This window comes from Streptacidiphilus monticola, from assembly GCF_042658505.1.
GTDB classification, from domain to species: Bacteria; Actinomycetota; Actinomycetes; order Streptomycetales; family Streptomycetaceae; genus Streptacidiphilus; species Streptacidiphilus monticola.
In genome coordinates, this window is the sequence record NZ_JBHSQJ010000002.1 from 41,293 (window position 1) to 66,711 (window position 25,419).

Below are 25,419 nucleotides of genomic sequence, written 5' to 3' on the forward strand. Positions count from 1 at the left end.
GGACCCCGTGTTCCGACGTCCCGCGCTCTGGTCAGCCGCCGCCGCGGCGGCCGCCCTGCTGTTCGCCGCCGCCACGCCCTCCCCGGCCCCGGCCGCCGACACCGGCAGCCTCTCCCTGGCCGGCGCGACCGGCGTCGGCCTGCACAACACCTACGACCCCTCGGCCTTCACCTACCTCGCCCAGGGCCTGGACACCGGCACGTCGATGGTCGAACTCGACGTCTGGGACGACTTCGTCACCAAGGAGTGGAAGGTCAGCCACTCCAACCCGCTGGGCAACAGCAACAACTGCGTGGACGCGAGCACCGCCGCGCAGCTTTACACCGGAAGCCGCAACAAGGACCTGGGCAGCTGCCTCGACGACATCCGCGTCTGGCTCGCGGCCCACCCCGGCCACGGGCCGCTGGTCGTCAAGCTGGAGCTCAAGGCCGGATTCCAGGCCACCTACGGCCTCGGGCCCGCCCAGCTCGACGCCACCATCGCTGCCCACCTGGGCGGCGACGTGTTCCGGCCGGCCGACCTGATCGGCTCCTACCCGTCGCTCGACGCGGCGGCCAGGGCGGGCAACTGGCCGACCCGCAACGCCCTCGCGGGCAAGGTGATCCTTGAGGTGATCCCTGGCACGGTCGAGGAGAACAACCCGACCGACTCGCTGTGGACGGACCAGGAGTACGCGCAGTACCTGAAGGGTCTGCAGGCGGCGGGCAAGCTGGGTCAGGCGCAGATCTTCCCCGCCGTCCACAACGCCCAGGCGGGCGACCCGCGCACCCGCTACGCCGACACCACGCTGCGCCCGTGGTTCGTCGTCTTCGACGGCGACGCCTCGGCGTACGTGGACGGCGGCATCGACACGTCCTGGTACGACACCAACCACTACCTGCTGATCATGACGGACGCGCAGAACGTCAGCCCCGCGATCGACGACACGAACCCGACCGACGCCCAGGCCCAGGCCCGGGTCGCGCAGCTCGCCAAGGCCCACGCCACCATCGCCTCGACGGACTGGCGCACCCTGACCGACGTCCAGTCAGAGGTTCTCCCCCGAGGGTGAGTTGCAGCCCCCACCAGGGGCGCGAGGAACCGCGCGACCAGCCCACCACTCACGGAGGTTCGACCCTGATTGCAGGGCGACCCTCCCCGGGTGGTGGGTTTCTCGCGCAGTTCCCCGCATCCCTGACAGGGCTGCAACTTACTCGAAAGCGTCGATACCGGTCAGTTGGGCCGACAGGGCCCACAGGCGGGAGGCCTCTGCCGCGTCCACCGCATACGCGCGGACCCCGGCGGGGGCTTCGCCCCCCTGCCACAGCGGAGCGACCTCGCAGTCCTCCAGGTACACCCCGCCCTTCCCCTCCAGCTGCGGGGACGTCGCCGCCCAGACCTGGGTCGCCGCGCCCTGCTCCGGGCTCTTGAAGGCCGGGACGAGGGTGTTTCCGTCCTCGTCGATCCAGCCCATCGCGACCATCTCCTCCTTGGGCAGGTGCCGCTGAAGGGGCGTCAGGATCCCGCCCGGGTGCACGGCGAAGGCTCGCACCCCGTGCTCGCGGCCCCGGGCGTCCAACTCCACCGCGAACAGCACGTCCGCCGTCTTGGACTGCCCGTAGGCGAGCCACTTGTCGTAGCCGGTCTCGAACATGACGTCGTCCCAGCGGATCGGCGAGAGCCGGTGCGCGGACGAGGAGACGGCCACTACCCGGGCCCCGCCGTCCGCGACGAGCGCGGGCCAGAGCAGGTTGGTGAGCGCGTAGTGGCCGAGGTGGTTCGTCGCGAACTGCGCCTCCCAGCCCGGGCCGACGCGGGTCTCCGGGCAGGCCATCACGCCCGCTCCGTTGATCAGGACGTCGATGCCGCGGCCGATCGCCAGGAACTCCTCGGCGAAGGCGCGCACGCTGCCGAGATCGGCCAGGTCCAGGCGGTGCACCTCCACCCGGTCCGATTTGGCCAGGTCCTCCGGCACCGCCTCCGGGCGGCGCGCCGGGACCACGACGTGGGCGCCGGCCGCGGTCAGCGCGCGCGTCGTCTCGACGCCGATGCCCGAGTAGCCGCCGGTCACCACGGCCAGCCTGCCCGAGAGGTCGATACCGGCCAGGACCTCGGTGGCCGTGCTGCGGGCGCCGAAGCCGGAGCCGAGGGGTTGCTGTGGAGTCGCTGTCGTCATGCGGCCGACGCTACGGCTTCGAGGGCACTCGAAGTCAACAGCGACACGTCAACTCCCGTTCGCGGGCGGTGCGTCCAGTCCGCAGTGATGGCAGGGCCGCTCGCCGTGGCCGCCCTCGTGCGCGGCGGGCGTCGGCTTCCGGCCGCGGAGGCCGAGCGCGGCCAGCAAGCCGGCCAGTCCGCACATGCCGGCCGCGATCAGCATGGCCCTGCCGAAGCCGTCCGAGAACTGGGCCGGGTGCAGGTAGGCCGTGCCGCCGATGCCCGCCGCCGCCGGCAGGACGGCGACGGCGATCAGGCCGGCCGCCCGGGCCACGTCGTTGTTGACCGCCGAGGCCATGCCCGCGTGCTGCGCGGGGGCCGCGGCGAGCACCGTCGTCGTGAGCGGGGCGACCGTCGCGGCGAGCCCAAGGCCGAAGACGACCACGGCCGGCAGCACTTCCGTCAGGTAGTCGCCGCCGGGTCCGATCCGGGTCAGCAGGGCAAGGCCCGCACCCACCAGCAGCGGCCCGAGGCTCATCTGCAGTCGCGGCCCGATCCGGGCGGCGAGCGCGCCCGAGCGCGAGGACAGCGCCAGCATCAGCGCCGTGACCGGCAGCAGCGAGACGCCTGCCGCCAGGGGACTGTAGCCCGACACCTGCTGCAGTTGGATCGGCAGCAGGAACAGCGCTCCGCCCAGTGCCCCGTAGAGCACGAAGGTCACGACGTTGGTGACGGTGAACGGCGCGGAGGCGAACATGGAAAGCGGCAGCATGGGCGTCTCCGTGTGCCGTTCCCACAGCACGAACGCGACCAGCAGTGCGGCTCCCGCCGCCAGTGCGATCCAGCCCCGGCCCGACCACTCGATCAGCCCGTAGGTCACTCCCACCAGCCCGAGGGTCACCAGCACGGCCCCCACCGCGTCGATGCGCCGCGGAGCTTCCGGGTCGCGGGTCTCGGGGACATGACGCACCGTCACCGCGACCACGGCCGCCGCCACGGGCAGGTTGATCGCGAAGATCCAGCGCCAGGACGCCGCCTCCACCAGCCAGCCGCCCAGGAACGGGCCGACGGCCGTGGCCACCCCGCTCAGACCGGACCACGCGCCGATCGCCCGGCCGCGGTCCTGAGCCGCGAAAGAGGCCTGCAGGATGGCCAGGCTGCCCGGCGTCAGCAGCGCGGCCCCGACGCCCTGCAGGGCGCGCGCCGCGACCAGCACGCCCACGCCGGGCGCGATCCCGCACAGCAACGAGGCGAGCGCGAACCAGACCACCCCGACCAGGAAGATCCGTCGCCGCCCGTACCGGTCGCCCATCGAGCCGGCGGGCAGCAGCAGGCCGGCAAGGGTCAGTGTGTAGGCCGTCACCACCCACTGCAGCGAGGCCATACCGGCATGGAAGTCCCGCCCGATGGACGGGAGCGCGATCCCGACGACGGTGGCGTCGATCGACGCCATGCCCGACCCCAGCACGGTCGCCGCAAGTACCCAGCGGCCCCGGGCGGTTCCGGCGTGGAGTTCGGTCGGGGCGGTGGTCGCCGCGTCGGTGGAATCCATGAGCGCGCCCTCCTGTTGACCGCATCATGCCCCCTGCGCCGAACCGGACGCGCGATGGAGCGGCGGGAGAGCACAAGCTGTCGGACGAGGAGACGAGAAGGCCATGAGCGACCCCAGCACGGTACTGATCACCGGAGCCACCGACGGTCTCGGCCGGGCCCTGGCCCTGCGGCTCGCGGAGTCCGGCACGCGGCTGCTGCTGCACGGGCGCAACCCCGAGCGCGGGGATCAGGTGCGGCGCGAGGTGGTCGCCCTCGGGGCGCCCGAGCCCGTGCTGCTGCTGGCCGACCTGGCCGCGCGCGCCGAGGTGGACCGCCTCGCCGCGGCCGTCCAGGCCGTCACCGACCGCCTGGACGTGCTGGTGAACAACGCGGGCGTGGGCTTCGGCGCCCCGGGCGCCGGGCGGGAACTGAGCCCCGACGGCGTCGAACTGCGCTTCGCCGTCAACTATCTGGCGGTCGTTCGGCTGACCCGGCGCCTGCTGCCGCTGTTGCGCCGTTCGGCGCCCGCCCGGATCGTCAACGTGGCGTCGGCCGGCCAGTTCCCGCTCGACTTCGGCGACCTGATGCTGGACCGGGACTACGACGGCGTCACCGCCTACCGGCGGGCCAAGCTGGCCGAGATCATGTTCACCTTCGACCTGGCCGAGGAGCTGGGCGGGACCGGGGTGACCGTCAACGCCCTGCACCCGGCGTCCTTCATGGACACCTCGATGGTGCGGGAGTCCGGCGTCGGTCCGCACAGCAGCGTCGAGGAGGGCCTGGCCGCCACCCTGCCGCTGGTCGAGGCGGAGTCCCTGGCGGGAGTCAGCGGCCGCTACTTCAACGGCCGTTCCCCCGCCCGCGCGCTCGACCAGGCCTACGACCCCGACGCCCGGCGCCGGCTCCGCGAAGCGACCGCCGCGCTGCTGCCGGACCTGGGCTGAGGAACGCTCAACCCGCCTTGCGACCGCGGTAGATGACGTCCAGCCAGACCGTGAGGATGGACTCCACCGCGGTCGACTCGTCCAGCGCGATGACGCCGCTGCCGAATCCGCCGAAGGTGCCGAGCATGACGCGCTCGTTCATGGCGTTGAGCATCACGGCCAGCTCGTGCGCGGGCAGCCCGTCCGGCGCGGCGCCGCGCTCGCGCTCCGCGGTGATGGCGAGCGCGGTCAGCTCCACCCAGCGCTGGATGAACTGCTCCCAGCGGGCGCGGACCTCGCCCCCCGCCGCGTAGGCCTCCGCCACCGCGATCGTGACGGCCCGTCGGGTGCCGAAGGCGGTGTAGACGGCGGTCAGCGCCCGGCGCCACCAGTGCGCGGGGTCGCAGTCCTCGGCAGCGAGCTGTTCGAAACCTTCCATCACGCCCTGGTCGGCCTCGGCGACCACGCCCTCGAGGAGCGTGAGCAGCACCTCGTCCTTGGAGCCGAAGTAGAAGTAGAACGTCGGCCGGGAGATGCCCGCGCCTCGGGCCAGGTCGTCGATGGAGATGTCGCGCAGCGGGCGCTCGCCGAGCAGCCGTTCGGCGGTCTCCAGGATCGCGGCACGGCGCTCGTCGCCGGTCGGCGGGGAGGGTCGGCGGGCACCGCGCCCGCGTCGGGGCCGGTCGGCTGCTGTGGTCGGCATGGCCCGACCCTACAAGACGTGTCCCCTGCGCGGGGGCGGGCACAGGACCTCCACTCGACACACCGTTGACGCTCTCGACACTGTGTTGATACGTTCCCGCCACCGGCCGCCCACTGCCGTGCGCGCCGCCACCGACCGGGATGGGGGATCCATGCCGCAGCACCCCGCACAGCACCTCGACGTTCTGATCGTCGGCGCCGGGCTCTCCGGCATCGGCGCCGCGTGCCACCTCCAGCGCGAGCACCCGCAGCGCAGCTACGCCGTGCTCGAGTCACGCGACGCCATCGGCGGCACCTGGGACCTGTTCCGCTACCCGGGCGTGCGCAGCGACTCGGACATGTTCACCCTCGGCTACTCCTTCTCCCCCTGGACCGAGGCCAAGGCCATCGCCGACGGCGGGTCGATCCTGCAGTACGTACGCCGTACCGCCCGCGAGTACGGCGTCGAGGACCGCATCCGCTACCACCACCGCGTGGTGCGCGCCTCCTGGTCCTCCGCCGACGCGACGTGGACGGTCACCGCGGAGCGGACGGACGCCGCAGGCGCGGCCCGGACGGTGGAGCTCACCTGCTCGTTCCTCTACGTCTGCAGCGGCTACTACCGCTACGACCAGGGCTACACCCCGGACTTCGCGGGCATCGAGGACTTCACCGGTCAGGTCGTGCACCCGCAGCACTGGCCGCAGGACCTCGACTACGCCGGCAAGCGTGTCGTCGTCATCGGCTCCGGCGCCACCGCCGTCACCCTGGTCCCGGCCATGGCCGAGCAGGCGGCCCAGGTGACCATGTTGCAGCGCTCCCCCACCTACGTCGTCTCGCTCCCCTCCCGCGACGTCGTGGCCCAGGCCCTCGGACGGGTGCTGCCCGCGAGAGCGGCGGCCCGTGCGGCCCGCTGGAAGAACATCCGGGTCTCCCTCTACAGCTACCAACTCAGCCGCAGCGCCCCGGCGTTGATGCGCACCGTGTTCCGCAGGGGTGTACAGCGCCAGCTGCCCAAGGGCTACGACGTGGGCACGCACTTCACCCCGCAGTACAACCCGTGGGACGAGCGCCTGTGCGTGGTCCCGGACGGCGACCTCTTCCGCGCCATCGGCAGCGGCCGCGCCCAGGTCGTCACCGACCGCATCGACCGGTTCACCTCCACCGGCATCCGGCTCCGGTCGGGCGCGGAGCTGGAGGCGGACGTCGTCGTCACCGCCACCGGCCTCAACCTGCTCGCCTTCGGCGGCATCGAGCTGACGGTCGACGGCCGCGAGGTGCGGCTCAACGAGACCGTCGCCTACAAGGGCATGATGCTCTCCGGCGTCCCCAACTTCGCCTTCACCGTGGGCTACACCAACGCCTCCTGGACGCTCAAGGCGGACCTGGTCGCGGAGTACGTCTGCCGGCTGCTGCGCCACCTGGACGAGAACGGCTACCAGGTCGCCACCCCGGTCGAGCCCGCCTCGCCGGTCCGCGAGCCGCTCATCGGCCTCCGGTCCGGATACGTCCGGCGCAGCCTCGACGCGTTCCCCACCCAGGGCCCGACCGCGCCCTGGCGGGTCCACCAGAACTACCCGCGCGACGTGCAGCTGATGCGCAAGGGACCGCTGGAGGACATCGGCATCCGCTTCGGCCTGGCCGGCGAGGGGGCCGAAGACGACCAACTCGCGACCACCCCGCGCTCGTTGACGGTCCGCGGCCGCCACGTCCGCTACCGCGTCACCGGTCCCGCGGACGCGCCACGGGTGCTGCTGCTGCATGGCGTCACCCGCAGCCTGGAGGACTGGAACGAGCAGCACGAGCGGCTGTCCGGCCAGTACCGGGTGATCAGCGTCGACCTCCCCGGCTTCGGCCACTCGCAACGGCTGCGCGAGCCGGTCTCGCTGGCCGGTCTGGCCCGCTTCGTGGAGGACTTCCTGGACGAGATCGGCGTGGCCGGACCGGTCCACGTGGCGGGCAACTCGCTGGGCGGCGCGGTCGCCATGCAACTCGCCGTGCAGGCACCGGACCGCGTGCGCAGCCTGCTGCTCGCCAACAGCGCGGGCTTCGGCCGCGAGGTCACCCCGACCCTGCGCATCCTCGGTGTCCGCCCCCGAGCGGTGGCCAAGGCGATGCTGCGCCCCAACCGGACGGTCGCACTCCAGGCGGAGCGCTCCATCTTCCACGACCCGTCCTTCGCCACGCCCGAACGCGTGGACCTGGCCTACCGCCTCTCGGCCCGCCCGGAGGGAGCGGACGCGATGCTCGACACCCTCGGCAGCCTCGGCGGCCTGCGCGGCGTCCACGCCGCCTGGCGCGCCGAACTCCTGCCCGCGGTGGCCGCGTTGGCCCACCCGACGCTGGTGGTCTGGGGCGACGACGACCGCATCCTCCCGGCCAAGCACCTGCTCGCGGCACGCGAGGCGCTCCCCCACGCCCAGTGGCACCTGTTCCCCGCGACGGGCCACATGCCGCAGATCGAACGGGCCGAGGAATTCGCCACGCTGGCACGGGAGTTCTGGTCGTCCGACGAGCCGGACCCGCAGTCGGGGTCGCAGTCGGGGTCGCAGTCGGGGTCGCAGTCGGGGTCGGCGTCGGCGCCTGAAGCGGCGGCGGTGGACGGCGAGCCGGAGACCGTCGCGGGCCAGGTGTGACCCGCTCCGCTCCCCCTGGGGCGGGGCCCGTGGCCCGCCCCGTCAGTGCACGTCGGCGCTGATGATGACCCCGCCGTGGACGGTGTAGGTGCCGGAGAAGTGCCGGACCGTCCCGTCGGTCTGCTGCGCGTCCAGCACGATGGAGACGGTGCTGCCGGACGTTCCGGTGACGGTGACGGTGTCGCTGGCCGTCGTCGAGAACCCGGCGACGAAGTGGGCGTAGGAGCTGTCGAGGTTCTTGCCGCCGAGGTTCCAGGCGGTCTGGTAGTCCCGGGCGTTGATGGCCGCGAAGTAGTCCTCGACGACCTGCTGCGGCCCGGCGGCCGCCGGACTGCTGGTCGGCGCGGGCGGAGCCGCGGGCGGCGCGGCCGGCGGGGCGGGCGTCCCGGCCGGCGCGTTGCCGGAGACGGTCCGGGTGACGGCCCACTCGGCGGTGTCGTTGGAGAACCCGCTGTCGGGGGTGTACTGAACGCGGGAGAGCCGACTCCCGACCGCGTCCTGGACGGTGACGTACCCCACGGCACTCTCGCCCGGACTGAGCGTCACGTTGTCGAGACTCGGGCCCGAGGTGATGGTGTCAACTGTTGTCTTGGCCTGTTCGTCGCTGTTGGTGTAGGCCTGCACGCAGTTGTCCGGGGAGTCGCTGTACACGGTGCTCCCCGTGTTTGTGATCCGGAACTGCAGGCCGACGTCCTTGATGCCCGCATCGGGCGTGAACGCATCGGGCTGAGCCGGATCGACCACGCTCAGCAGCGTCACGGTCAACTGCTCCCGGGAGTCGTTGCCCGTCACGACGATCTGGTCCCCCACGCCCGCAGCCGTCCGACCGCTGCTCGCGGCACTGGGCGGCGCGGCCGCGCTGGCGGTCCCGTTCTGGGTGGCGGGGGCGCTGGCGGACGAGGACGGCGCCCTCGGCAGGACGGCGGTGTTGATCTTCGCGCCGCTCGTACACCCGGCAACGGCCACCCCACCGATGCACGCGGCGGTCACGAAGGCTGCGGCTCGCTTCATCAGCATCATCTCCGGTCGTACGCCACCAGTATTGGTCCGCCCGGACAACGTCGCAGCTCAGCCCGGCCGCCGACGCCGCCGCTGCCGCTCCTGCCGCAGTGCGTGCGCCGGGGACGTGCGCCCCTTGCACCGATGCGGAGGCCGCCGCCCCGCATGACACGCCGTCAGCGGTGGCAGCCATGGGCGGTAAAGGTGCGTGCGTGCACGCATGGAAGCGGACACGGAAAGGCGTCGGATGACGCACGCTCAGCAGGCTGCCCAGCACCCGCAGGCCCCGCGGACCCCTCAGGTCCCGCACGACGCGCAGCTCCCGCAGGTCCGGGCGACCGGGCAGGGCCGCCCGAGCCGCCCGGACCCCCACGGGCAGCCGTTCACCCTGCCGGTGTTCTACACGCCCTACCCTGCCCGGCTGAACCCGCACGCCGACGAGGCGCGGGCGCACTCCACCGCGTGGGCGCGGGAGTCGGGCATGCTGGAGGGGTCGGGCGTGTGGACGCAGGCGGATCTGGACGCGCACGACTACCCGCTGCTCTGCGCCTACACCCACCCCGACTGCGACGGGCCGATGCTGTCGCTGATCACCGAGTGGTACGTCTGGGTCTTCTTCTTCGACGATCACTTCCTCGAGACCTTCAAGCGCACCGGTGACCGCGCCGCGGCCCGCGCGTACCTGGCCCGGTTGCCACTGTTCATGCCGCTCGACCCCGGCGCCGACATCCCCGAACCCGCCAACCCGGTCGAGGCCGGCCTCCGGGACCTGTGGCTGCGCACGGTCCCCCACCGCTCGCCCGCCTGGCGGGCGCGGTTCCGGGAGAGCACCGCGGCGCTGCTGGACGAGTCGCTGTGGGAGCTGGCGAACATCAACGCCGGGCGGATCGCGAACCCCGTCGAGTACATCGAGATGCGCCGCAAAGTCGGCGGCGCGCCCTGGTCCGCGAACCTCGTCGAGCACGCGGCGGACGCCGAGGTACCACCCGCCGTCGCGGGAACCCGGCCCCTGCGCGTGCTGCGCGACACCTTCTCCGATGCGGTCCACCTCCGCAACGACCTGTTCTCCTACGAGCGCGAGATCCTGGACGAGGGCGAGCTCAGCAACGGCGTGCTGGTCTGGGAGACCTTCTTCGGCATGGACACCCAGGAGGCCGCGGAGTCGGTCAACGACCTGCTCACCTCGCGCCTTCTGCAGTTCGAGCACACCGTCGCCACCGAGCTGCCGCCCCTCTTCGCCGAGCACGGCCTGAACCCGGCCGAGGCCGCGGACGTCCTCGCCTACGTCAAGGGTCTGCAGGACTGGCAGTTCGGCGGCCACGAGTGGCATCTGCGCTCCAGCCGCTACATGAACAAGTCCGCCGACACCACCGGGAGTTGGCTCGGCACCTCGGGCCTGCACCCGGTCTTCCTGGCGCACCGGGCCCGGCCCTACCTCCAGTTGCCGCACCGCCCGGCGGCGGCGCCCGCCCGCTTCCCCGACCTGCGGATGCCGTTCCGGCTCACGCTCAGCCCGCATCTGGAGGGGGCGCGCCGGCACGTCCTGGACTGGTCGGAGCGGATGGGTCTGCTGCAGCCCCAACCGGGCGTCCCGGGCTCGGACCTGTGGGACCGTCAGCTGCTGGAGGGCTTCGACTTCGCCCTCTGCTCGGCCGCGCTCGACCCGGACGCGACGCCGGAGCAGCTGGACCTCAGCGCGGACTGGCTGAGCTGGGGCACCTACGCGGACGACTGGTTCCCGACCGTCTTCGGCCGCACCGGCGACCTCGCCGGGGCCCGGCAGGCGGTGGCGCGGCTGCGGCTATTCCTGCCGGTGGAGGGCCGGGCGGTGGCCGTGCCGGCGAACGCCCTCGAACGCGGGCTGGCCGACCTGTGGGCCCGCACCGTGCCGCCGCTCCGCTCGGCCGACCGCGAGCGGTTCCGCCGCTCGGTGGACGTGTTCCTCGACGGCTTCCTCTGGGAGCTGGCCAACAGGGCGCAGAACCGGATGCCGGACCCGGTGGACTACATCGAGACGCGCCGGCAGACCTTCGGCGCCGAGCTGACGATGGAGCTGGCCCGCTGCGCCGGCCGCTCCGCCGTGCCGGACGCGCTGTTCGCGAGCGGCACGGTCCAGGCCCTGGAGAACGCGGTGGCGGACTGGGGCGCGCTGCTCAACGACGTCGTCTCCTACCAGAAGGAGGTCGCCTTCGAGGGCGAGCTGCACAACGCCGTGGCCCTGGTGGAGAACTGGTTCGGCTGCGGCCCGGAGGCGGCCGTCCGGGTGGTGACGGACCTGCTGGAGCAGCGGATGGCCCAGTTCGAGCACCTGGTCGCCCATGAAATCCCGGTCCTGACCGAGGACTTCGGGCTGGACACGCACGGCCGGGCGGGACTGGACGGCTACCTCGCGGACCTGCGCAACTGGCTGGCCGCCGTGCACCACTGGCACGAGGCCACCCGCCGCTACGGGGAGGCCGACCTGGTGGCCCGCTACGGCCGCCCGGCCCGCGCGGGAGTACCGGTCACCGCGGACGGCCTGGGTCTGTCGGCGCTGCTGCTTCCCGAGCGGTCCGCGACGTCCGCGAGCCCCGTTCGCTGAGGTAGCGGCGTTCGGCGGCGCTGGTGGCCCGGCGGGCGGCGAGCCGGTAGGACTCGGCCGCCTCGTCGGCTCGGCCGAGCAGCTCCAGCAGATGGGCGCGGGTGGCGGGAAGCCGGTGGTGGCCGGCGAGCAGGCGGTCGTCGGCCAGCCGGTCGAGCAGGTCGAGTCCTGCCTGCGGTCCCTCGACCATGGCCAGGGCCACCGCCCGGTTGAGCGTGACCATCGGGCTGGGGTCCACCCGTTCCAACAGGCCGTACAGGGCCAGGATCTGCGGCCAGTCGGTGCTCTCGACGTCCTTGGCCTCCGTGTGGACGGCCGCGATGGCGGCCTGCAGCTGGTAGGGGCCGACGCGGCCGCGCGGCAGCACGGACTCGAGCAGGCCCACGCCCTCCGCGATCAGGTCGGCGTCCCAGCGGGAGCGGTCCTGTTCGGCGAGCGGGACCAGCGCGCCGTCCGGCCCGCTGCGCGCGGGCCGGCGGGCGTCGGTGAGCAGCATCAGGGCCAGCAGCCCGGAGGTCTCCTCGTCCTCGGGGACGAGCCGGTGCAGCAGCCGGGTGAGCCGGATGGCCTCGGCGGACAGCTGGGGCGCCGTCAGCTGGTCGCCGCTGCTGGCGGTGTAGCCCTCGTTGAGGACGAGGTAGAGCACGCGCTGGACGGCGGTCAGGCGTTCGGCACGCTGCCCGGCGTCGAGGGGCGTGCCGAAGTCGGCTCCGGCCGCGCGCAGGCTCTGCTTGGCGCGGCTGATCCGCTGGGCCATGGTGCCCTCGGGGACCAGGAAGGCCGCGGCGATCTGAGTGGTCGTCAGACCGCCGACGGCGCGCAGGGTGAGCGCGATCCGGCTGGGCACGGAGACGGCGGGGTGGCAGCAGAGGAAGAGCAGCGCGAGGGAGTCGTCGGCGTCGCGGCCGGTCTCCAGGTCGGCGGGGTGGGCGAGCAGTTCGGAGGCGGGGGTGGCGAAGTGCAGCCGCTCCTCGCGCTCGCGCCGGGCGGCGTCGCTGCGGACCTGGTCGACCAGGCGGCGGCGGGCGACGGCGACCAGCCAGCCGCGCGGGTTGTCGGGAACGCCCTGCTCGGGCCACTGCAGCGCCGCCGCGAGCAGCGCCTCCTGCACCGCGTCCTCGCAGGCGTCGAAGTGGCCGTAGCGGCGGGTGAGGGCGCCGAGGACCTGCGGCGCGAGGTCGCGCAGCAGGTCCTCGACCGGGGTGTCCGGGGTCACCAGTCCGCCGGGGGCTCGTGCAGGATCGGCCAGACCTCGACGACGTCGTGCTCCGCCCAGGGCATGTCGGCGGCGATCTCCAGGGCGCGTTCGCGGCTCTCGACGTCGAGCACGTAGAAGGAGGCCATGTACTCCTTGGTCTCCAGGTAGGGGCCGTCGGAGACGACGGGTGCGCCGTCCTTCCTGACGACCAGCTGGGCTTCGTCGCCGAGCCCGTAGGCGGCGAGCATCTCGCCGCTGGCGTGGTACTTCCGGTTGTAGGCGTCGGTCTTGGCGATCTCCTCGGCCCACCGCTCCTGGGGCAGGCTGTCCCACTTCTCCTGGTTGCCGTAGATCATCAGCAGGTACTTCACGGTGCTTCACCTCGTTCCGCGGCCCCGCCGGGTCGGCGGGTGCTCACCTGTCGGTCGGAGCCGCGGAGCGGTTCTCGACATCCCTCCTCACGATTCTTCAAGATTTTTTGTTGGGCTTCCAGGACCCGCGCGGTTCAGCCGGTGACGTGCGGGTTGTCCGCGTTGGTCAGGGTCTCCCAGGCGACGAAGAGGTTGTCCGTCCCGGCGGGCCGCTGCTGCTCGGTGAGGGCCTGGGTGTTGGTCATGGCGTAGCCCAGCCGGTTGTGCAGCGCGTTGAAGCCCACCTCGGTGACGGGCCCGAGGCCGAGCTTGAGCGTCCCGCCGCAGAGCCAGCTCGGCACGGCCGCGCCCAGCTGGTACTTGGACTGGAAGCCGAGTGCCTGCCGCAGCCGCTCGCCGACCTGGGGGTAGAGGTCCTGGCCCTGGATCAGGGCGGTCTCGGCCACGTGCGAGAGGGCCGAGATGCCGTACCCGGTGTGGGTGAAGTCGCGGCAGGTCTCCTGGGTCAGCCCGGTGACGAAGGTGGACTGCCCCTGCCAGTAGCTGATGATCTGCTGACTGGTCGTCAGCCCGCTGCCCGGGACCGTCCTGGGCAGCGCGCCGTCGCTGGACAGGTAGACGTAGGCCTGCACCCGGTTCAGGTACCGGGCGATCGCCTTGTCGTAGTCCGTCCTGTCGTCGAGGAAGACGGCGATGCCGACGGCGGCCTCCATCATCGACAGCTCCCAGTTGCCGTTGCTGTTGGAGCCGTTGACGACCTCGGGCAGGTAGACGCTGCGCAGCATGCTCGCGAAGCGGGTGACGTCGCTCGCGGCCCAGCCGCCGTAGCTGTAGCGGATGATCTCGGCGGCGCGCGGCCACACCGAGCCGGCCCACCCGGTCTGCAGCGGCGCGTTGCTGTCGGTGTGCTCGGTGATGGTGGCCGACCAGGCGTTCATGATCTTGACGGCTTCGGCGGCGTAGGCGGTGTTGCCGCTGATGTACCAGGCCAGCGCGTCGGTGTAGGCGGCGAGGGCGTCCTGGCGCTCGTCGGTGCAGCCGTTGTCGGGGTTGGAGTAGGAGCCGCAGTCCACGTCGGCCCGCGGGTGCGGGGTGCGGCCCAGCGAGGCGTAGGAGCTGCTGGTCAGCTGCCGCCAGGCGTCGGCCCAGGGCTCGGCCCCGGCCTTCACCCGCGCCTTGACGTAGTCGAGTTGGGCCCTGCTGACCAGGACGCCCGGGTGGGTGAAGACGGTCGGCGCGGTCTGCGAGGTGCGCGCGGCCTGCGCGCCGGGGGCGGCCAGGAAACCGGTGACGCTCAGGGCGAGCGAAGCGAGCAGGCCGAGCAGGCGGGTGCGTGTCGTCATCCTGGCGGTCCTCAACTCGGCAGGTTCCAGACCTGGTTGGCGTTGCCGCTGCAGGACCAGAGCTGCACCTGGGTTCCCGCCGTGGTGGACCAGTCGGTGTCGTCGAGGCACTTGCCGGACTGCGGGTTGTAGAGCGAGCCGTCGGCGCGCGGCTGCCACACCTGGGCGCCGGTGCCGTTGCAGCCGTAGAGGTCGACCTTGGTGCCGTCGGCGGTGCCGCCGGCGTAGACGTCCAGGCACTTGCCGAGGACCCGCAGCGTGCTGTCGCCGCCGACGGTCCACTGCTGCGCCGCGGTGCCGTTGCAGGTGTAGACCTGCACCGGGTTGTAGTCGGCGGTGGAGGCGGAGCGGTCGTCGAGGCAGAGCCCGGCGTAGCCGGTGATCCTGCCGGTGCGCGTGGTGCCCCCGCCGCTGCCCGTCACCGCGTTGAAGAGGGACGCGAACTGGTAGGGGCTCTGCGAGGTGCCGCTGCAGCTGTCGGACAGCGTGCCGTTGGACGTGCAGGCCTGGTCACGGCCGAGGGACCAGTAGGCCAGCTCCTGGATACCGTTGGACTTCGCGAAGCCCTCCAGCGTGCTCGCGTTGCCGGTGGTGAAGACCTCGTTGGTGGAGTCGTTCACGCCGATCATCGGGGTGTTGCCCTCCATGGCCCACAGCTGGGCGGAGGACTTGCCGGTCCAGATCTGCCCGAGCTGGCCGTGCAGGGCGTTGGCGGCGCTGATCGCGGCCTGGCCCATGTCCTCGTTCGGGCCGTAGTCCATGGTCATGATGTTGACCAGGTTGACCGTGAGGTTGTGGCTCTTGGCGTTGCCGAGCAGGCTCAGCGAGTTCGAGAGCAGCCCGGTGGGGTCGACGGGCAGGGTGTAGTCGACGTCGAGGCGCCTGCCCTGCGCGGCGTACTGCGCCTGGAGGTTGGCGAGGGCCTGGTTGCGCCGGTCGTTCGCCGCGGTGTCGTCCAGGGTGGCGCCCTCGACGTCGAGGTCGATCCGGGTGAGGTTCAGTGTGTCGATCACCTTCTGGTACTGGGCCTGGAGCGCGGAGACGCTGGTGCAGGCCTGGGCCAGTTCGGTGCCGGAGGCGCCGCCGAAGGAGGCGATGACGTCGCCGCCCGAGGCGCGCAGGCTGTTGATCGCACTGGTCCAGCCGGCGTCCGAGATCGAGGTGTCGCCGTTGAAGGTGGCGTTGCACCCCCCGCCGCCGTTGATGACGAAGGCGAGGGTGAAGTACTTGAGGCCGGTGGCCGCCTGGGCGTTGGCCATCGCGGAGGGCGAGTTCCAGGTCTCGACATAGGGCGCGGCGTACTGCGCGGGGAAGCCGGGGCCGGGGTTGGCCGCGGCGTGCGCGGTCCCGGGGAGGCCGAGCGCGCCGGCGAGGCCGGCGAGCAGTGCCGCGGCAGGGGCGAGTCGGTGCCTGAGTCGCATGGGCTGGCTCCTGATGGAAGGCCGGATGTGGGGGTCGGCCGAGCAGCACCGGAGTCAACCCGGGTTCATGACACACCGTCAAGAGGTCTGTCAGGAAACCTTCCTGACATTCTTTCGGGCGGCTGCGCCTGCCCCGCCCCGAAGTCCGGCGCGGCGTCCGCCCATTTGCAAGTAACCGGACATCTTTTGCAGCAAGTAGCTTAATTTTTGAGCATCTTGTTAGATCTCTTGCCGGGGTCTTGCGCGCTCAATACTCTCCACGTGGCCCACCCTCACGTCCCCACCCGCCTCCTGACCCGAGGGAGACCATGTCAGGCTCACGCCATGCGACACGCCTGCGAACGACGGCGTTCGCCCTCCTCGCCCTGCTGCTGGGCATGCTGCCGCTGCTGCACCCGGCAGCCGCCCACGCCGCCGGGACCAACCTGGCCTCCGGCCGGACCATGACCGCAAGCGGCGTCCAGCAGAACTACGTCGCCGCCAACGCCAACGACGGCGACCGGAACACCTACTGGGAGAGCACCAACAACGCCTTCCCGCAGTGGCTCCAGGTGGACCTGGGCAGCGCGACCGGCGTCGACCAGGTCGTGCTGAAGACCCCGACCGCCTCCGGCTGGGGCGCCCGGACCCAGACGCTGTCCATCCTCGGCTCGACCGACGGCAACTCCTTCACCACCCTCGTCGCGTCCGCCGCCTACACCTTCGACCCGGCCACCAATGCCACGGTGACCATCAACTTCAGTACGGTGAGCGAGCGTTACCTGCGCGTCCAGATCACCGCCAACACCGGCTGGCCCGCCGGGCAGATCTCCGAGTTCGAGGTCTACGGGCCGACCGCAGGCGACACCACCCCGCCGAGCGCGCCGAGCAACCTCGCCTACACCCAACCGCAGTCCGGGCAGCTCAAGCTCACCTGGTCCGCCGCCACCGACAACGTCGGCGTCACCGCCTACGACGTCTACCGCAACGGCAGCCTGGCCGGGTCGACCGACGGCTCGACCCTGACCTACACCGACGCGCAGCCGGACTCGGCGACCGTCTCCTACTACGTCAAGGCCCGCGACGCCGCCGGGAACGTCTCCGCGGCGAGCAACACGGTCACCCGCAACGGCACCACCACCGGCACCAACCTGGCCCAGGGCAAGCCGATCACCGGCTCCGCCTACACGTACACCTACGCCCCCGCCAACGCGAACGACGGCGACGTGACCACCTACTTCGAGGGCTCGTCCTACCCGAGCACGGTCACTGTCAGCCTCGGCGCCAACGCGGACGTCACGGCGGTCAAGGTGCTGCTCAACCCCGCCTCGGTCTGGTCCGCGCGGACCCAGACCATCGCCGTGCTCGGCCGCGAGCAGAGCGCGAGCGGCTTCAGCACCATCGCCGCGGCCCAGCAGTACTCCTTCGACCCCGCCACCGGAAACACCGTCACCATCCCGGTCAGCGCCCGGGTTTCGGACGTCGAGCTGAGCATCACCAGCAACAGCGGTGCTCCCGGCGGGCAGGTGGCCGAGTTCCAGGTGATCGGCACCCCGGCGCCCAACCCGGACTTGACGGTGACCGACGCCTCCTGGTCCCCCGCCTCCCCCGTGGAGACCGACCCGGTGACGCTCTCGGCGACCGTGAAGAACAGCGGCACCGCTGCCTCGGCCGCCACCGACCTCAACTTCTACCTCGGCTCCACCAAGGTCGGCACCGCCTCCGTCCCGGCTCTGGCCGCCGGCGCCTCCACCACCGTCAGCGCGGGCATCGGCACGCGCAACGCGGGCAGCTACCAGCTGACGGCCAAGGTGGACGAGTCCAATAAGGTCGTCGAGCTCAACGAGTCCAACAACAGCTACACCGACCCGACGGCACTCGTGGTCAGCGCGGTGCAGAGCGCGGACCTGGTCGCCGCCCCGGTGGCCTGGAGCCCGAGCAACCCATCCGCCGGAAACACCGTCAACTTCACCGTGACGCTCAAGAACCAGGGCAACATCGCCACCAGTGGCGGCTCCCACGGCGTCACCCTCACGCTGCTCGACGCGAACAACACCACCGTGAAGACGCTGACCGGCTCGATCAGCGGCAGCATCGCGGCCGGCGCCTTCTCCGCCCCGATCGCCCTGGGGGGCTGGACCGCGGCCAACGGCAAGTACACGGTGCACACCGTGGTCGCCGCGGACTCCGCCGAGCTGGCGGTCAAGCAGGCGAACAACACCAGCGACACCCCGCTGTTCGTCGGCCGCGGCGCCAACATGCCCTACGACACCTACCAGGCCGAGGACGGCCAGGTCGGCGGCGGCGCCACCGTCGTCGGACCGAACCGCACCATCGGCGACCTGGCGGGCGAGGCGAGCGGCCGCAAGGCGGTCACCCTCAACTCGACCGGCGCGTACGTGCAGTGGACCACCCGTGAGGACACCGACACGCTGGTGACCCGCTTCTCCATGCCGGACGCCCCCGGGGGCGGGGGCACCACCAACACGCTCGACATCTACGTCAACGGCAGCTTCCTGCAGACCATCTCGCTCACCTCGCACTACGCGTGGCTCTACGGCTCCGAGACCAGCCCGGGCAACGACCCCGGCGCGGGACCGGCGCGCCACATCTACGACGAGGCGCACGTGCTGCTGAACCAGACGGTGCCCAAGGGCAGCGTCATCAAGCTGCAGAAGGACACCGGCAACACCTCCCAGTACGCGATCGACTTCGTGGACCTGGAGCAAGTGGCGCCGATCGCCAACCCCAACCCGTCCTCCTTCGTCGTCCCGGCCGGCTTCACCCAGCAGGACGTGCAGAACGCCCTGGACAAGGTCCGCATGGACACCACCGGCACGCTGACCGGCGTCTACCTGCCGGCGGGCCAGTACCAGGTGTCCAGCAAGTTCCAGGTCTACGGCAAGCCGGTCACCGTGGTCGGCGCCGGCCCCTGGTACACCCAGTTCAACTCGCCCTCCGGGCAGGAGAACACGGACGACGGCTGGTCGGTGTCGTCCAGCGCGAACGGCTCCTCGTTCTCCGGCTTCGCCTGGTTCGGCAACTACACCTCGCGCATCGACGGCCCGGGCAAGGTCTTCGACCTGACCGACGTCTCCGGCGTCACCATCGACAACACCTGGATCGAGCACCAGGTCTGCGCGATCTGGGGCACCCACGTCAGCGGCCTGACGGCGACGAACATGCGCATCCGCGACACCTTCGCGGACGGCATCAACCTCACCAACGGCAGCCAGAACAACCTGGTCAGCAACGACGAGGCCCGGTCCACCGGCGACGACAGCTTCGCGCTGTTCGCGGCCCAGGACCACAACAGCTCGGACCTGCGGAACAACACCTTCCAGAACCTCACCGCGCTGACCCCGTGGCGGGCCGCCGGCGTGGCGGTCTACGGCGGCTACGCCAACACCTTCCAGAACCTGTACGTCGCCGACACGCTCACCTACTCGGGCATCACCGTCTCCTCGCTGAACTTCGGCTACCCCTTCGAAGGCTTCGGAGCGAGCCCGCAGACGGTGATCCAGAACGTGTCGCTGGTCCGCGACGGCGGCCACTTCTGGAACGGCCAAGTGTTCCCGGCCCTGTGGCTGTTCTCGGCCACCCAGCCCTTCCAGGGAATCCGCGTCAACAACCTGGACATCACCGACCCGACCTACGCCGGGATCATGTTCCAGACCGACTACTCGGGAGGACAGGCACTCAACCCGATCACCGACACCGTCTTCACCGACGTCACCATCACCGGCGCGCAGCAGAGCGGTGACGCCTACAACGCCAAGTCCGGCTACGGCATCTGGGCCAACCCGATGCCCGAGAGCGGCCAGGGCCCGGCGGTGGGCTCGGTGACCTTCAACCACCTCACGGAGAGCAACAACTACCAGGACCTCTACAACCCGACCTCGACGTTCACGATCACCGTGAACCCGTAGGGCCCGTCCGAGTGATCCGTCGCCCGGGCCGTCACGGAAGCACGTTGACGGCCCGGGCGACGACGAGGGCGACGGTCAGCATGGACACCGCCGACTGCAGCGTCATCAGCAGCTTGGCCCAGCGGGTGAGCGGCAGCGTGTCGGTGGGGCTGAAGGCCGTGGAGTTGGTGAAGGCCAGGTAGAAGTAGTCCGGGAACTCCGGCTCCCAGTCGGGCGGCACCAGGTCGCCCGCCTGCATCTGCGGGAAGAGGAAGTCGGTGTGCTGCCGCTCCCCCCGGGCCCTGGCCGCCGGCCCGCCGCGGTCGTACTCCCAGTAGAGCAGCGAGAACGCGATCACGTTGATCAGCCACACGGCCCCGCCGCTGAGCAGCAGATGGGGGGCGCTCAGCTTGAGCGAGCCGTCGAGCAGCCCGCTGATCAGGGCCACCACCGACCAGACGTTGGCCAGGCTGACGGTCCCGGCGAGCACCAGTCCGACCACGCGCGGTACCGGCGAGGGATGGGCCACCCGGCGGTGCGGGTTCACCACGAAGAGGGCCCCCAGCACCACCAGTTCCAGGCTGGGCAGCAGCCAGTGCGGGCTCGGGGTCAGCGCGGCCGGCAGCGCGTACTGGATGCCCACGACCAGCAGCAGCCCGATGGTGACGGCCCAGCGCTGCTCGCCCTCGGTGGCCCGCCGCCAGGCGGGCGCGTGGTTCACGTCATGACTCACGCGCACATCCTGCCGCAACGGCGGGTCTCACCCTCCGTCAGTCCCCGAGGTGCGGAAGGATTGCGGGCCGCGCATCGTGGGGGCATGGCGAACTCTGCGATTCCCTTCTCCGAATTCCACCCCAGCCGGCGGGCCCTCACCCTGGGCGCCGCGCTCACCGGCGCCGGGACCCTGCTGACCGCGGTCGGGGCGACCGTGGTCGTGGTCGCGCTGGCCACGGCCGGCCGTTCCTGGCTGAACTCCTGGGACACCCCTCCGAGCGAACTGGCGGCCCGTCAGTTCCGTCGCGCCCAGATGGCCGCCCAGGCCGGGCGCAGCGCCTGGCTGAGCGACCTGAACTGAGCATGCGCCGCGTCGTTCTGATGATGTCCGTATCCCTGGACGGATACATCGAGGGACCGGACCGCGCGATCGACTGGCACCAGGTGGACGACGAGCTGCACCGGCACTTCAACGTGCAGCTCGCGGCCATGGGTGCGTTCCTGAGCGGGCGGACCACCTGGGAGCTGATGGCCGGGTTCTGGCCGACGGCGGACGCGGACCCGGCGAGCACCCCGCCGATGCGGGAGTTCGCCGGCATCTGGCGGGACAAGCCGAAGGTCGTCTACTCGCGGTCGCTGCCCCCGGGGCCGGCCAAGTGGAACACCACGGTGGTGCCGCAGGTGGACCCCGACCAGGTGCGGGCGCTCAAGGCGGAGCCCGGCGGGGACCTGGCGCTGGGCGGGGCCGAGGCGGCCGCCGCCTTCGTCGCGCACGACCTGGTGGACGAGTACCGGATCTACGTCCATCCGGCGCTGGTGGGCGGCGGCAAGCGGCTGTTCCCGGCCGGGCAGGACGGACTGCGGATGCTGCGCCTGGCGGAGACCCGGCAGTTCCACAACGGTGTCGTACTGCTGCACTACGCCCGGCACTGACGGCACCACGCCCGGCGCTGACCACATCCTCGCCGGGTCTTCGACAAGGTCTTCGCTAGCATGTTCGATTTAGGCGTAGGCTGAGTCCCATGAACCTGCAAGCCTCGCTCTTCGACGACCCGGGCCCGGCGGACCAGGGGCCCGGCCCCGGCCCGCTGACCGGGCTGGAGCGGGTGACGCTCGCCCGAGGCGCCTGGGTGGACCTGCTGCCCGGCTGGATGCACGGAGCCGCCGAACTCTTCGAGCATCTGGCCGCGCACGCGCCCTGGCGGGCCGAGCGCCGACAGATGTACGACAACGTCGTCGCCGTTCCGCGCCTGCTCGCCTACTACGGCGAGGGCGTTCCGCTCCCCCACCCGGCACTCACCGCCGCACGCGAGGCGCTGAGCGACCACTACCAGCCCGAACTCGGCGAACGCTTCGTCACCAGCGGGCTCTGCTTCTACCGCGACGGCCGGGACAGCGTCGCCTGGCACGGCGACCGGATCGGGCGCAGCGCCACCGAGGACACCATGGTCGCCATCCTCTCCGTCGGCGAGCCGCGCCCGCTGCTGCTGCGCCCGCGCGGCGGCGGGGGGCCGACGCTGCGCTTCCCGCTCGGGCACGGCGACCTCGTCGTCATGGGCGGCAGCTGCCAGCGCACCTGGGAGCACTGCGTCCCGAAGACGGCCCGGCCCGCCGGACCGCGGATCAGCGTCCAGTTCCGCCCGCGGGGAGTGAACTGACCGGAGTGCGCTGCGGGATGCCGTGGTTGAGGTCCTCGACCAGCAGCCGCTTGGCGATGGCGTCCACCGCGGCGTGCAGCTGGGCGCCGCTCGGCCGGCCCAGCTCCTCCTGCACCTGGCTGCCCAGGTACTCCGACCAGGTCCGCTCGAGCATCCTGGCCTGCTCCTCGCCGGCCTGGGTGTGCGAGTAGATGAACGGCGCGTCGCGGGTCAGGAAGCCCTCGGCCGCCATCCGGTCGAAGACCGGCTCCAGCACTTCGGGGGGCATCCGGCGGCGGGCCGCGATCAGGTTGAGGCTGCCGTAACCCACCATCCTGGTCAGCAGGTTGACCTGCATGACGGCCCAGGCCCCGGCGATGTCCAGGGTGGAGTCGGAGCGCCGCAGCAGGTCCCGCGCGGTGTCCAGGTCGGTGCGCTTGAGGATGCCGGCGACGGCCCGCTGCAGCAGCAGCTGCGAGTCCTGGTTTCCGGGCTGGGCGAAGCCCTCGCCCATGTCGGTGGAGAACTCCCGCGCGGTGTCCCGGAGTTGCACCTGCTTGAGGAACAGCGCGACGACGAAGCCGACCAGCGCCACCGGCACGGTCCACAGGAAGATCTTCTGGATGCTCTCGGCGTAGGCGTTGATGATGGGGGCGGCCTGGGCGGCAGGCAGCCGGTGCAGCCCGGCCGGGCTGGCCGCCGCCCTGGCCAGCAGGGCCGGGTCCGTGTGGGTGAGCGCGGCGGACCGGGCGATGCCCCTGGGCAGCTTGTCGCCGAGGGTGTTGGCGTAGATCGTGCCGAACACCGCGGTGCCGAAGGAACTGCCCAGGGTGCGGAAGAAGGTGACGCCGGAGGTGGCCGTGCCCAGGTCCGCGTAGTCGACGGTGTTCTGGACCGCGATGGTGAGCACCTGCATGCTCAGGCCGATGCCGACGCCGAGCACGAGCATGTCGAGCGACTCCAGGCCGACGCCGGTGTGCGCGTCCATCCGCGACATCAGGAACAGGCCGAGCGCCATGACCAGGCTGCCCACGATCGGGAAGATCCGGTACCTGCCGGTCTTGCTGACCACGTTGCCACTGAAGATCGACGCGACCAGCAGGCCGAACACCATCGGCAGCGTGCGCACCCCGGAGGTGGTGGCCGAGGCCCCGTCCACGTACTGCAGGAAGGTGGGCAGGAACGTCAGCGCGCCGAGCATGGCGAAGCCGACGATGAAGCTGAGCACCGAGCACACGGCGAACACCGGGTTGCGGAACAGCCGCATCGGCAGCATGGGTTCGGCCGCCCGCGTCTCCGCCCAGCAGAACAGGGCCAGTGCCACCACTCCGGCCGCGAACAACCCGATGATGACGCCGGAGCTCCAGGGGTACTCGTTGCCGCCCCAACTGGTGGCCAGGATCAGCGCGCTGGCGCCGACGGCGACCAGGCCGATGCCCAGGTAGTCGATGACCGGCCGGGCCGCCGAGCGGATCGACGGGATGGTGCGTGTGGCGGCGATCACCACGACCACCGCGATCGGGACGTTGACGTAGAAGCACCAGCGCCAGCTCGCGTGGTCCGTGAACAGCCCGCCCAGCAGCGGCCCGATCACCGTGGCGACACCGAAGACGGCGCCGATCGCGCCCTGGTACTTGCCCCGCTCGCGCAGCGGGATCACGTCCGCGATCAGCGCCATCGAGGTGACCATCAGACCACCCGCGCCGACGCCCTGCACCGCGCGCCAGATGATCAGCAGGATCATGCTGTTCGCCAGCCCGCACAGGAAGGAGCCCACGATGAAGACCACCGTGGACACCTGGAACACGAGCTTGCGCCCGAACAGGTCGCCGAACTTGCCCACCAGCGCCGTCGCGACCGTCTCCGCGAGCAGGTAGGCGGTCACCACCCAGGACATGTGCGCGCCGCCGCCCAGGTCGGCGACGATCGTCGGCAGCGCGGTCCCGACGATCGTCTGGTCCAGCGCGGCCAGCAGCATGCCGAGCACGATCGTCGCGAAGACGATGTTCCGGCGGGTGTGGTCGAGCACCGGCGGCGCGGTGTCCGCCCCGGGCGGAGTGTCCTGAGTGGTCGTCACGAGGCGGTCCTCCGGAGGCGCGTGCGGCGGTTCAGTAACGCAGGACGGCGGCCATGTGCTGGTGCTGGTCCAGCGTGCCGTTGGGCACGAAGACCACCTCGGCGTCGGTGTTCAGCGCCGTCTCCACGATCTCGTCCACCACGTCCTCGCGGACGTCCGGCCCGACCTCGCCGTCCAGCAGCGGCACCAGATGCCCGCGGTCCATCCGCGCGGTCAGCCGGAAGTCCTCCTCCACGGCCAGCAGTTCGACCCGGCCGGTGCTGACGGACTCCCAGATCTCGTCCAGTCCGGCGGCGAAGGTCTTGCGGCCCATCGCCTGGTCCAGCCGCCCCAGCACCTCCTGCGTGCGGCGCTGCCCGTACTCGGCCAGCATCGGCTTGATCTCCTCCGCCAGCACCGCCGGAGTCGCCCCGACCAGGCCGGACTTGGCGAGCTTGCCGGCCGGCTGCTGCCCCTTCCCCGCCCGGTGCGCCAGCTGGGTGAGCGCGGCCGCCGGTCCGACCAGGAAGTACGGCAGCGGCTCCTCGCCCAGCAGCTTGGCCACCGCGTCGTCGACGCGGCGCAGGAAGCCGCGGGTGGTCTCGTCCTGGTAGACGCTGGGCGTGTCGCCGATGCGCTCCAGCCGCTCCGGGTCGGACTGCACCGGCTCCGGGGTGAGCGGAAATCCCTGGTCGGTGTGCGGGTGCAGCACCCCGTCGACGCCGCGCCACAGTTCCGCCTTCTCGGCGGAGACGACGACCAGCCAGAACGGCGCGGCCTGGGCCTTGGCGGCGACCAGGTTCCGGGTCAGGTAGCTGTCGCTGAACACGACCCGCTCCGGGACCCAGCGCGGCAGGTGCCAGACCTCGCTGCCCTGCCCGTTGACGAACAGGACCATGCCCTGGTCCGAACCCCGGAGGTCCGCGTCGGCCACCGCGCGTTCGAGCTGCGCCTTGAGCGCCATGCGGGCGTCCCGGGACACCTGCGGGTCGGCCTCCAGCCGCCGCACCGCCTCGGTGACCAGGTTCCGCAGCCGCACCGGGTCCTGCCCGTGGTCGGGACGGTGGTGGGTCGGCATCGTCAGCGACAGCACGGGGTAGGGCTGCGTCGCCCGCAGCGACTTCAGCACGTCCGGTGTCAGGGCCTGTTCCTCCATGGGTCCCTCCCGGGAAGCTCGACTTCCGTCAGACTCCTCGTCAAGTTCCCGTCACGCATCCGATGATGCTCCGTTGGAGCCGGATTCACCCTCCAGCGAGCCCCCGTCCGTCCAGGACGCCGGGCCGGGAGTCGGCGGCCCGCAGGG

Annotated in this window: 19 protein-coding genes; 8 read left to right on the forward strand and 11 right to left on the reverse strand. The window is 71.6% G+C overall.

Annotation, left to right across the window (positions count from 1 at the left end; genetic code table 11):
- Positions 1-7: 7 nt before the first annotated feature.
- Positions 8-1,051 (forward strand): phosphatidylinositol-specific phospholipase C domain-containing protein, encoded by a 1,044-nt coding sequence (locus tag ACFP3V_RS00600; protein ID WP_380578445.1) that lies wholly within the window; start codon positions 8-10, stop codon positions 1,049-1,051.
- A gap of 138 nt (positions 1,052-1,189) precedes the next feature.
- Here ACFP3V_RS00600 and ACFP3V_RS00605 read toward each other — a convergent pair whose 3' ends face one another.
- Both ACFP3V_RS00605 and ACFP3V_RS00610 read right to left on the reverse strand, forming a co-directional pair.
- On the reverse strand, positions 1,190-2,155 hold the full coding sequence (locus ACFP3V_RS00605) for an SDR family NAD(P)-dependent oxidoreductase (RefSeq protein WP_380578447.1): 966 nt from the start codon (positions 2,153-2,155) through the stop codon (positions 1,190-1,192).
- A gap of 48 nt (positions 2,156-2,203) precedes the next feature.
- On the reverse strand, positions 2,204-3,688 hold the full coding sequence (locus tag ACFP3V_RS00610) for an MFS transporter (RefSeq protein WP_380578449.1): 1,485 nt from the start codon (positions 3,686-3,688) through the stop codon (positions 2,204-2,206).
- A gap of 103 nt (positions 3,689-3,791) precedes the next feature.
- Between ACFP3V_RS00610 and ACFP3V_RS00615 the strand changes: the two genes are divergently transcribed.
- Complete coding sequence (locus tag ACFP3V_RS00615; protein ID WP_380578451.1) at positions 3,792-4,613, forward strand: SDR family NAD(P)-dependent oxidoreductase; 822 nt, start codon at positions 3,792-3,794, stop codon at positions 4,611-4,613.
- A 7-nt stretch (positions 4,614-4,620) separates the two neighbouring features.
- Here the strand turns inward: ACFP3V_RS00615 and ACFP3V_RS00620 are convergent, their stop codons facing one another.
- Positions 4,621-5,295 carry a TetR/AcrR family transcriptional regulator gene (locus tag ACFP3V_RS00620; protein ID WP_380578453.1) on the reverse strand — a complete coding sequence of 225 codons (675 nt, stop codon included), beginning with the start codon at positions 5,293-5,295 and terminating at the stop codon, positions 4,621-4,623.
- Positions 5,296-5,446: 151 nt separating this feature from the next.
- On the opposite strand from ACFP3V_RS00620, the gene ACFP3V_RS00625 reads away from it, so the two are divergent.
- Positions 5,447-7,909 carry an alpha/beta fold hydrolase gene (locus ACFP3V_RS00625; RefSeq protein WP_380578455.1) on the forward strand — a complete coding sequence of 821 codons (2,463 nt, stop codon included), beginning with the start codon at positions 5,447-5,449 and terminating at the stop codon, positions 7,907-7,909.
- 42 nt (positions 7,910-7,951) lie between these two features.
- Here the strand turns inward: ACFP3V_RS00625 and ACFP3V_RS00630 are convergent, their stop codons facing one another.
- On the reverse strand, positions 7,952-8,920 hold the full coding sequence (locus tag ACFP3V_RS00630; RefSeq protein WP_380578457.1) for a hypothetical protein: 969 nt from the start codon (positions 8,918-8,920) through the stop codon (positions 7,952-7,954).
- Between the two features lie 235 nt (positions 8,921-9,155).
- Here ACFP3V_RS00630 and ACFP3V_RS00635 point away from each other — a divergent pair, with 235 nt between their 5' ends.
- Positions 9,156-11,489, forward strand: coding sequence for a terpene synthase family protein (locus ACFP3V_RS00635; RefSeq protein WP_380578459.1), 2,334 nt, complete (start codon positions 9,156-9,158; stop codon positions 11,487-11,489).
- On the opposite strand, the gene ACFP3V_RS00640 is transcribed toward ACFP3V_RS00635, so the two are convergent.
- From ACFP3V_RS00640 to ACFP3V_RS00655, 4 genes are all read right to left on the reverse strand, one after another.
- Positions 11,413-12,705: an RNA polymerase sigma factor gene (locus ACFP3V_RS00640; RefSeq protein ID WP_380578462.1), complete on the reverse strand. Its 1,293-nt coding sequence runs from the start codon at positions 12,703-12,705 to the stop codon at positions 11,413-11,415. The two genes, ACFP3V_RS00635 and ACFP3V_RS00640, sit on opposite strands and share 77 nt — an antisense overlap.
- The gene (locus ACFP3V_RS00645) at positions 12,702-13,058 is read right to left on the reverse strand and encodes a YciI family protein (RefSeq protein ID WP_380578464.1); all 357 of its coding nucleotides are present in this window, start codon (positions 13,056-13,058) and stop codon (positions 12,702-12,704) included. Before ACFP3V_RS00645 ends, ACFP3V_RS00640 begins: the two co-directional genes overlap by 4 nt.
- A 134-nt stretch (positions 13,059-13,192) precedes the next feature.
- Positions 13,193-14,401, reverse strand: a complete 1,209-nt coding sequence (locus tag ACFP3V_RS00650; RefSeq protein WP_380578466.1) for an alginate lyase family protein — start codon at positions 14,399-14,401, stop codon at positions 13,193-13,195.
- Positions 14,402-14,412: 11 nt separating this feature from the next.
- Complete coding sequence (locus ACFP3V_RS00655) at positions 14,413-15,822, reverse strand: ricin-type beta-trefoil lectin domain protein (RefSeq protein ID WP_380578468.1); 1,410 nt, start codon at positions 15,820-15,822, stop codon at positions 14,413-14,415.
- 308 nt (positions 15,823-16,130) lie between these two features.
- Between ACFP3V_RS00655 and ACFP3V_RS00660 the strand changes: the two genes are divergently transcribed.
- Positions 16,131-19,730 (forward strand): discoidin domain-containing protein, encoded by a 3,600-nt coding sequence (locus ACFP3V_RS00660; protein ID WP_380578470.1) that lies wholly within the window; start codon positions 16,131-16,133, stop codon positions 19,728-19,730.
- 31 nt (positions 19,731-19,761) lie between these two features.
- Here the strand turns inward: ACFP3V_RS00660 and ACFP3V_RS00665 are convergent, their stop codons facing one another.
- A complete protein-coding gene (locus tag ACFP3V_RS00665; protein WP_380578472.1) occupies positions 19,762-20,442 on the reverse strand; it encodes a hypothetical protein in 681 nt (226 codons plus the stop codon).
- An 84-nt stretch (positions 20,443-20,526) separates the two neighbouring features.
- On the opposite strand from ACFP3V_RS00665, the gene ACFP3V_RS00670 reads away from it, so the two are divergent.
- The 3 genes from ACFP3V_RS00670 to ACFP3V_RS00680 all read left to right on the forward strand — a co-directional run bounded on the left by ACFP3V_RS00670 (position 20,527) and on the right by ACFP3V_RS00680 (position 22,081).
- Positions 20,527-20,784, forward strand: a complete 258-nt coding sequence (locus tag ACFP3V_RS00670; protein ID WP_380578474.1) for a hypothetical protein — start codon at positions 20,527-20,529, stop codon at positions 20,782-20,784.
- Between the two features lie 2 nt (positions 20,785-20,786).
- Complete coding sequence (locus ACFP3V_RS00675; RefSeq protein WP_380578476.1) at positions 20,787-21,356, forward strand: dihydrofolate reductase family protein; 570 nt, start codon at positions 20,787-20,789, stop codon at positions 21,354-21,356.
- A gap of 89 nt (positions 21,357-21,445) precedes the next feature.
- Complete coding sequence (locus ACFP3V_RS00680; protein ID WP_380578478.1) at positions 21,446-22,081, forward strand: alpha-ketoglutarate-dependent dioxygenase AlkB; 636 nt, start codon at positions 21,446-21,448, stop codon at positions 22,079-22,081.
- Here the strand turns inward: ACFP3V_RS00680 and ACFP3V_RS00685 are convergent.
- Together ACFP3V_RS00685 and ACFP3V_RS00690 are read right to left on the reverse strand one after the other, a co-directional pair.
- A complete protein-coding gene (locus tag ACFP3V_RS00685; protein WP_380578480.1) occupies positions 22,047-24,137 on the reverse strand; it encodes an MDR family MFS transporter in 2,091 nt (696 codons plus the stop codon). The two genes, ACFP3V_RS00680 and ACFP3V_RS00685, sit on opposite strands and share 35 nt — an antisense overlap.
- A 31-nt stretch (positions 24,138-24,168) precedes the next feature.
- A complete protein-coding gene (locus ACFP3V_RS00690; protein ID WP_380578482.1) occupies positions 24,169-25,272 on the reverse strand; it encodes a baeRF3 domain-containing protein in 1,104 nt (367 codons plus the stop codon).
- Positions 25,273-25,419 lie beyond the last annotated feature (147 nt).